The sequence below is a fragment of the Streptomyces sp. NPDC111516 genome (genome assembly GCF_055635345.1).
Map to the genome: position 1 here is coordinate 1 of NZ_JBVKBV010000058.1, position 6060 is coordinate 6060.

2 protein-coding genes and 3 pseudogenes are annotated in these 6060 nt (G+C 67.9%); 3 read left to right on the top strand and 2 right to left on the bottom strand.

The genetic code is table 11. The features are described 5' to 3' along the window. The first annotated feature begins 992 nt into the window (after positions 1–992). The 3 genes and pseudogenes from ACZ7L9_RS37865 to ACZ7L9_RS37875 form a co-directional block, all read left to right on the top strand. Positions 993–2048, top strand: coding sequence for a terpene synthase family protein (locus ACZ7L9_RS37865; protein ID WP_471422065.1), 1056 nt, complete (start codon positions 993–995; stop codon positions 2046–2048). Between the two features lie 783 nt (positions 2049–2831). Further along, on the top strand, positions 2832–5546 hold the full coding sequence (locus ACZ7L9_RS37870) for an ATP-binding protein (RefSeq protein ID WP_471422066.1): 2715 nt from the start codon (positions 2832–2834) through the stop codon (positions 5544–5546). A 107-nt stretch (positions 5547–5653) separates the two neighbouring features. Then, a pseudogene (locus ACZ7L9_RS37875) lies at positions 5654–5814 on the top strand (transposase); the annotation flags it as partial. Between the two features lie 5 nt (positions 5815–5819). Here the strand turns inward: ACZ7L9_RS37875 and ACZ7L9_RS37880 are convergent. Continuing rightward, a pseudogene (locus ACZ7L9_RS37880) lies at positions 5820–5930 on the bottom strand (response regulator transcription factor); the annotation flags it as partial. Between the two features lie 37 nt (positions 5931–5967). After that, a pseudogene (locus tag ACZ7L9_RS37885) lies at positions 5968–6060 on the bottom strand (integrase core domain-containing protein); the annotation flags it as partial.

Here is a 6060-nt window from a genome sequence, read left to right on the forward strand (position 1 = left end):
GACCTCCGCCGGGTAGTGGTGGCCCTTGTAGGACGGCGGCGTCGACGGCACGAACGAACCCCTCCCGGAACGATCAACCACGAGATCATCCCACCCCCATCAGCCAACGTGATAACACCTCGCCCTTCATCGAACTCTCGTCTGCATGCCCCAACCAGCGCGGTTGAGTTCCGGTGCTGGTTCCATGCTGACTTCGGTGGCCGGAATCGTGAAAAACCGCAGGTCCTAGCCTTGATCGAATGGGTTGTCGTACCACTCGATCGTGGTCCCGATGAGACTTGCGGCGACGATGCGTTTGAGAGAGCGGGTGGTCGGCGGGGCGGATGCCGAGGCAGCCATGAACACCACTTCCGGGCGGTTGGCGGGGACGGGTTCGTGTCGCCACACCGTAGGAATGGGCAGGTCAGAGGCACATGTGGCGGGACACCATAGTTCTCGGGCCGGGTGTGCACGGGGCCACCATGACAGGCACGTCGAGACTGCTTCGAGGACCGTATTGAAGGCCGGCAGGCGCCTGTCAGGATTGCGCCTCCCCTCGGCCACCCCACAGACAGTGACCCGCCGGGCCGCCAAGACACCGGGCGTCATCTGGCCGCTGTGGGAAGCACGCCTGAGTCCGGTGCCGCACGTCCGGCAGCACCTGGGAGCCGCACTCTCGGTCAGCCTGATGGTGGTGATGGTGAACAGCCGCACTGACCTCACTCCAGTGGCAGCTGAACTCGGCGGCCCTGCAACGTCGCCCGCGTCGCCGACTGGATCGACACCGCACCCAGAACACGACGCCGGGCCACGCACTCCCGCACTCTGTGCTCAGCCACCGCATGATCTGCCCAACATCACCAGCAGAGTCGCGTCGTTGGGTTTCGCGTCGAGGGCGCGATGCATGAAGAGAGGGCGCCGTGTCCCGGCGGGGCGGGTAAAAGCCGGTCCGTAGGGAAAGATGACAAGGCGCGGTCCTTACCCGTGCTCTAGCGGGCTGGAGGGGAGTTCTCGTGAGACGAACGCCTGCAAACGCAGGCACCGAGATCGTAGGGTGGGCCATCCCAGGGGACGGCGGGCAATGGTTTGCCCCCCTGCAGTGCAAAACCCGGGACCTCTCGCTGCTCAACCCCGGCCTTCCCCACGTAGAGCCGCACGTCACGGCGTGGGCGCAGAAAGTGGGGCTGCTGTCTGCGGAAGCGGCTGAGCAGGCCCGCAGGGAGCGTCATATTGCCTTCGCCGGACGGGTCTGGCCGTGGGCACCCCCGGAGCGGCTGGCAGAGTTGTCTCGCTTGAGCCTGTGGATGTTCGTCGTCGATGACCGCAGTGACGCCCGCGGGGACGATTCCGGAGCGGTCGACACAGAGCTGCAAGCCATGATGCGCATCGTCACCTGCGCACAGGACGTTGTGCCCGAAAAGGCGCCGGGGACCGTACGCGTCCTGGCAGAGGTCGTGCCCCGATTGGCCGATCGGATGAGCCCCGCATGGAGCGATCGCTTCCGCCGGCATCTGGCGGAATGGATAAGCACCAACCGGGACATGATCCGGCGCCGGGTGGAACGCAGCGTACCCACGCCTCATGCCTACGTCGCCTGGCGCCGGGTCTCCGGAGCGGTCGGCTGGTGCTTCGACCTCACCGAATACGCACAGGATGCGGAACTCACCGAGCTGGTGTGGTCCTCGCCGGCCTGCCGACAGCTGCGGGATACCGCCGCCGACATCATCTGCTGGACCAACGACCTGTACTCCCTCGGCAAAGAACTACGCACCGGCGAAACCAGCAACCTCGTCGTGATACTGAAGCACCATCACCACTTGACGCTGCAGGACGCTGTCAACGAGGTGCACCGCCGGCTCTCCCTGCGAATCAACGAATTGCCTGCAGCAATGGCCAGTCTGCAGACCACCGCCCTCGCCATGAACCTGACGGTGCAGGAACAGGCCGCAGTTGACCGGTACGTGGAAGGGATCCGCGCATGGGCGCGTGGGTTTCTCGAATACAGCCAGGAATCGGCACGGTACGCCGAGGCCTCCGTCCCCCCAGCAACGGCGGGGCTGCGGTTGTGAGCCGGAATTGCTTTGGAACGGGCGACCGATCGATGTCCGCCCGACCGGCTCGGGAAGCGTCCTGAGCGCACTGGCAGCAGGACCGCCCCCGGTCCTGCTGCCGGCCCTTCACCGGCTGGCGGTACGCCCCGGAAAACCCCGAGGCCGACGCCGGGTTCGACGACTCGTCGTGGCGGCTCTGCGACCTCACCACGTCCCACAGGCACGGCTGGGCCAACGACGCCTTCAAGTCGGCCCGTGGGCTGACCGCGGCCGGACTCGACGGCGACGCCACCGTGCTTGCCTGGCGCATCCGGGGCGGGACCGGGGACGAACCCGTCCGCGGCCCGCTCAACGCCGGTGGATATACCAAGAACCGGGCCGGGTGGCATCTGCCTGGCTTCCCCGACACCAGTGGCAGCCCGTCGACCTGTCGCGGGACTGGACCCGCCAGGGCGTCGCCTGGTACCGCACGACGTTCCGCCTCGACCCGGACGACAACGAAAACGACCGTCGGAGCCGTGGACATGCCCCCGACGGTCCCGCACGCCGTTCTCCCAGGTCAACCCACGAATCCGCCGATCATGTGTGTCTACCTACCGATGAAGTCGGGAGACCCCGGCGACGATGGCCCGTGAAGCCGAACCCCACGCCGGCGTTGCGAGATGCCACCGCACGATCGCCCGCATCCAATCCCCCAACATCTCTGCCGTGTATATGTGTGTTTCGCTAGGCTTCCCCGCATGCTGGCAGAGCAGGGGGAACAAAGTGTCGGAACGTTACCGCACCGGGAGGACCACCGTCGTGGACGGACGCGATCGGGTGGGTAAGCCCCTGTACGAGCGCCAGAACGAGGTGGTCGCTGCTCGGAACGCGGTGGAGGGGATCTGCGCAGGCGGCAGGGACGGCGAAGGCAAGCAGGGTGGGCTGCTGTTCTTCAGCGCTGCCGCTGGGCTGGGCAAGACGACCGTGCTGGCCGAGGTCCGGCGCATCGCCACTGCCCGCGGCTGCACTGTACTGTCTGCCCGAGGCAGCGAGCAGGAGCATACCGTCCCCTTCCATGTCGTACGCCAGCTGCTGCAGCCCGTCCTCGCTTCCTGTACCGAGGCCGAGCGTCGCGAGATATTCGGTGGGTGGTACGAGATCGCCGGCCCGGCCGTTGGTCTGTTCGCTCAGCAGACCGGTACCGCCGCCCCGGACCCGCAGGGCGTCCGGGACGGTCTGGACTGGGTCGTCACCCAGCTGGCCGTGCGACGGGCACCGATAGTGATCGTTCTCGACGACGCCCATTGGGGTGATCTGGAGTCACTCGCCTGGCTCGCCGCGTTCGCGGTGAGAGCGCAGGAACTTCCCGTGCTGGTGGTCCTCGGCTACCGCCCGGACGAAGTGCCCACTGAGGCCGCGACGTTCCGCGAACTGATCGACGGCCGCAGCGGACGCCCGATCCCCCTGCACGTTCTCAGCCCGGAGGCAGTGGGCGAACTGGTGCGAAGTTCGCTCGGAGCGGAAGCCGACGACCTCTTCTGCCGCGAGTGTTGGGCGGTCACCGGCGGCAACCCCTACGAGGCCGTCGAGCTCATCGCCAAGGTCCAGGACCGCAGCCTCGCCCCGAACGCGGAATCGGCCTCCCTGCTGCGCGAACTCGCTGCGAGCGCACGCGGCGCCGGACTGGTCAAACGGCTGGAGAGGCTCGGCCACGCCTCTGTCCGGCTTGCCTGGGCCGCCGCAGTGCTCGGCACCGAGATCTCCCCGGAGCTGGCCGCAGCAGTGGCCGGACTGCCACCGGCCGAGGCCCAGGACGCCGTGGACCGGCTACGCGTCGCCCGTATTCTCACCGGCAGCCGGACACTCGAGTTCATCCATCCACTCGTCGCCACCGCTGTGTACCAGGCCATCCCGCCGACCACCCGCACCGCGCTGCACGGTCAGGCCGCCTGGGCGGTGACCGACGCGGGCCTGGGCGTCACAGCCGCCGCTCGGCATCTGCTCGAGACCCATCCCGAGGACGACCCACACACCGTCCTTCAACTGCGCGCTGCCGCGCGCGAGAATCTCCGTCTTGGCGCGCCCGACGCGGCTCGACGCTGTCTGGAACGTGCGCTGCGCGAACCGCCGGCGCCCGAGGATCGCGCGGGCGTGCTCTACGAACTCGGCTGCTCTGCCCTGCTCACTGCCCCGGCCGTCACCGTCAATCACCTCACGGCAGCCCTGGAGCAGCCCTTCCTGGACCCCGCGCTCAGGGAGGACGCCACCTTCCGGCTGGCTCAGGCATTCGCCCACAACGACCAGCCCGCCAGAGCGGCCGCCGTCGCGGGCGCCGAGGCAGCACAGGCAAAGTCCGCTCGAGCGCGGCTGCGCTTGCAGGCAGCGCATTATCTGTGGCTGGCCTTCGACGCGCACGAGGCGCAGGCGTCCGAGCGCTCCCGTCGGCTCGTACGGCTTGCCGAGCACGTGCCCGGAAAGGACATCGAGGAGCGGGCCCTGCTGTGCGTTCGAACCTGGGACGCGATGTTGCGCGGGGAACCGACCGCGAACACGCTGGCCATCGCCGCACGTGCCCTGGGACTGAGCTACACCGACCCGGACTGGGGTTTCGAACTCCCGAGCCTGACCGCGCTCAGCTACATGTACGCCGACGAGTGCGACCGTGCGGAAGAACTGTTCAGTTCGGCCATCGCAGAGTGCGAGCAGGTCGGGTGGAGTGGTGCCCACCTCTCTTTCAGCTTCACTCTCCTCGGCCTGGTCTGGTTCCGGCGCGGGATGCTCGTCGAAGCAGAGGACTGCGCGCGTGAGGGAGTGCGCCTGGCCGAGCGGGTGGGCCCCCGGGTGCCCGCCCAATGGTATGCCGTCGGACTGTTGCTGGACGTCCTGCTGTCCCGGGGCCGCGTCGAGGAGGCGCTTCGCGTCGCCGAGACGTACGACTTCGCGCCCCCCTACCCGAACGCGGTGGCCTTTCCCGACTCCCAAACCGTCTACGGACGACTGCTTCTCGCCCGTGGTCTGCGCGAGGAGGCCGTGGCACAACTCACCGCGGCAGGGAAACGGCTGGAAGCCAAGGGCATCCTCAACCCGACCTGGTGCCCCTGGGCGGGATACCTCGCCATCGCCATCGCCGAGGAGGACCCCCAGGGCGCCCGCGCCCTCGCAGCGGAGATGCTGCGTCGGGCAGAGCACTATGGCACGCCCACCGCCATCGGTGAGGCGCTGTGCTTCGGCGCGGCGGTGGACGAGGACGGGCAGGCGCTGCCCCAGCGAGAGCGCGCGGTGAAGGTACTGAGCCGGTCCCCCAACCGGCACGCGTACGCTGAGGCGCTGATTGACCTCGGCGCGGAGCTCAGGCGCGACGGCCGCACCGACAGGGTAGCCGAGCTGCTGTTCGAGGGTATCGAGCTGGCGGACCGATGTGGTGCCGACCATCTCGCTGAGCGAGGCCGTGCGGAGATGGCCAAGGCGGGGCTGCGGCTGCATCGGCAACGCACTTTGGCGCAGCGTCGGGTGAGCGCCGCAGAGCAGGGCTGACCTCGAGCGAGGCAACGGGGTCGGCCCACCTGAATGGGACCTGTGTGATGTCGTGATCAATCTTGCAGATCCGGATCCGCCTGGAAGGCGGATCCGGTGGGAAGACGATCGCGACGCGCAGGCAACTCACTGACGAACGGTGGAAGTTGATCGAGCCGTTCCTGCCGATAGCTGAGTACGGCCCGTATCCCGAGCGGCTGCGGGATCAGTTTGAGGGGGTGATCTGGCGGTTCAGGACAGGCGCGCACAGTGGCGTGAGATGCCGGCCGTGCTTCACAGGCGGCACTCGCTGCCCGGGACGGTGACGATCAACGGCGGGTTGCCGAGCTTGGCACACAGCTTGCTCATCGTGACCTTGACGACGGTGGTGAACGGGTCGGTGTTGGCGTGCCCTTGCCGAATACCTCATCCATGCTGGCCAGGCGGCATGTTGGTACTCGTGGAGGATGCCGCCGAGTCGTGCTCGTCGCCGTATGTCCAGATGGTCGATCCGGTCCGGATCCTCGATCGGAGC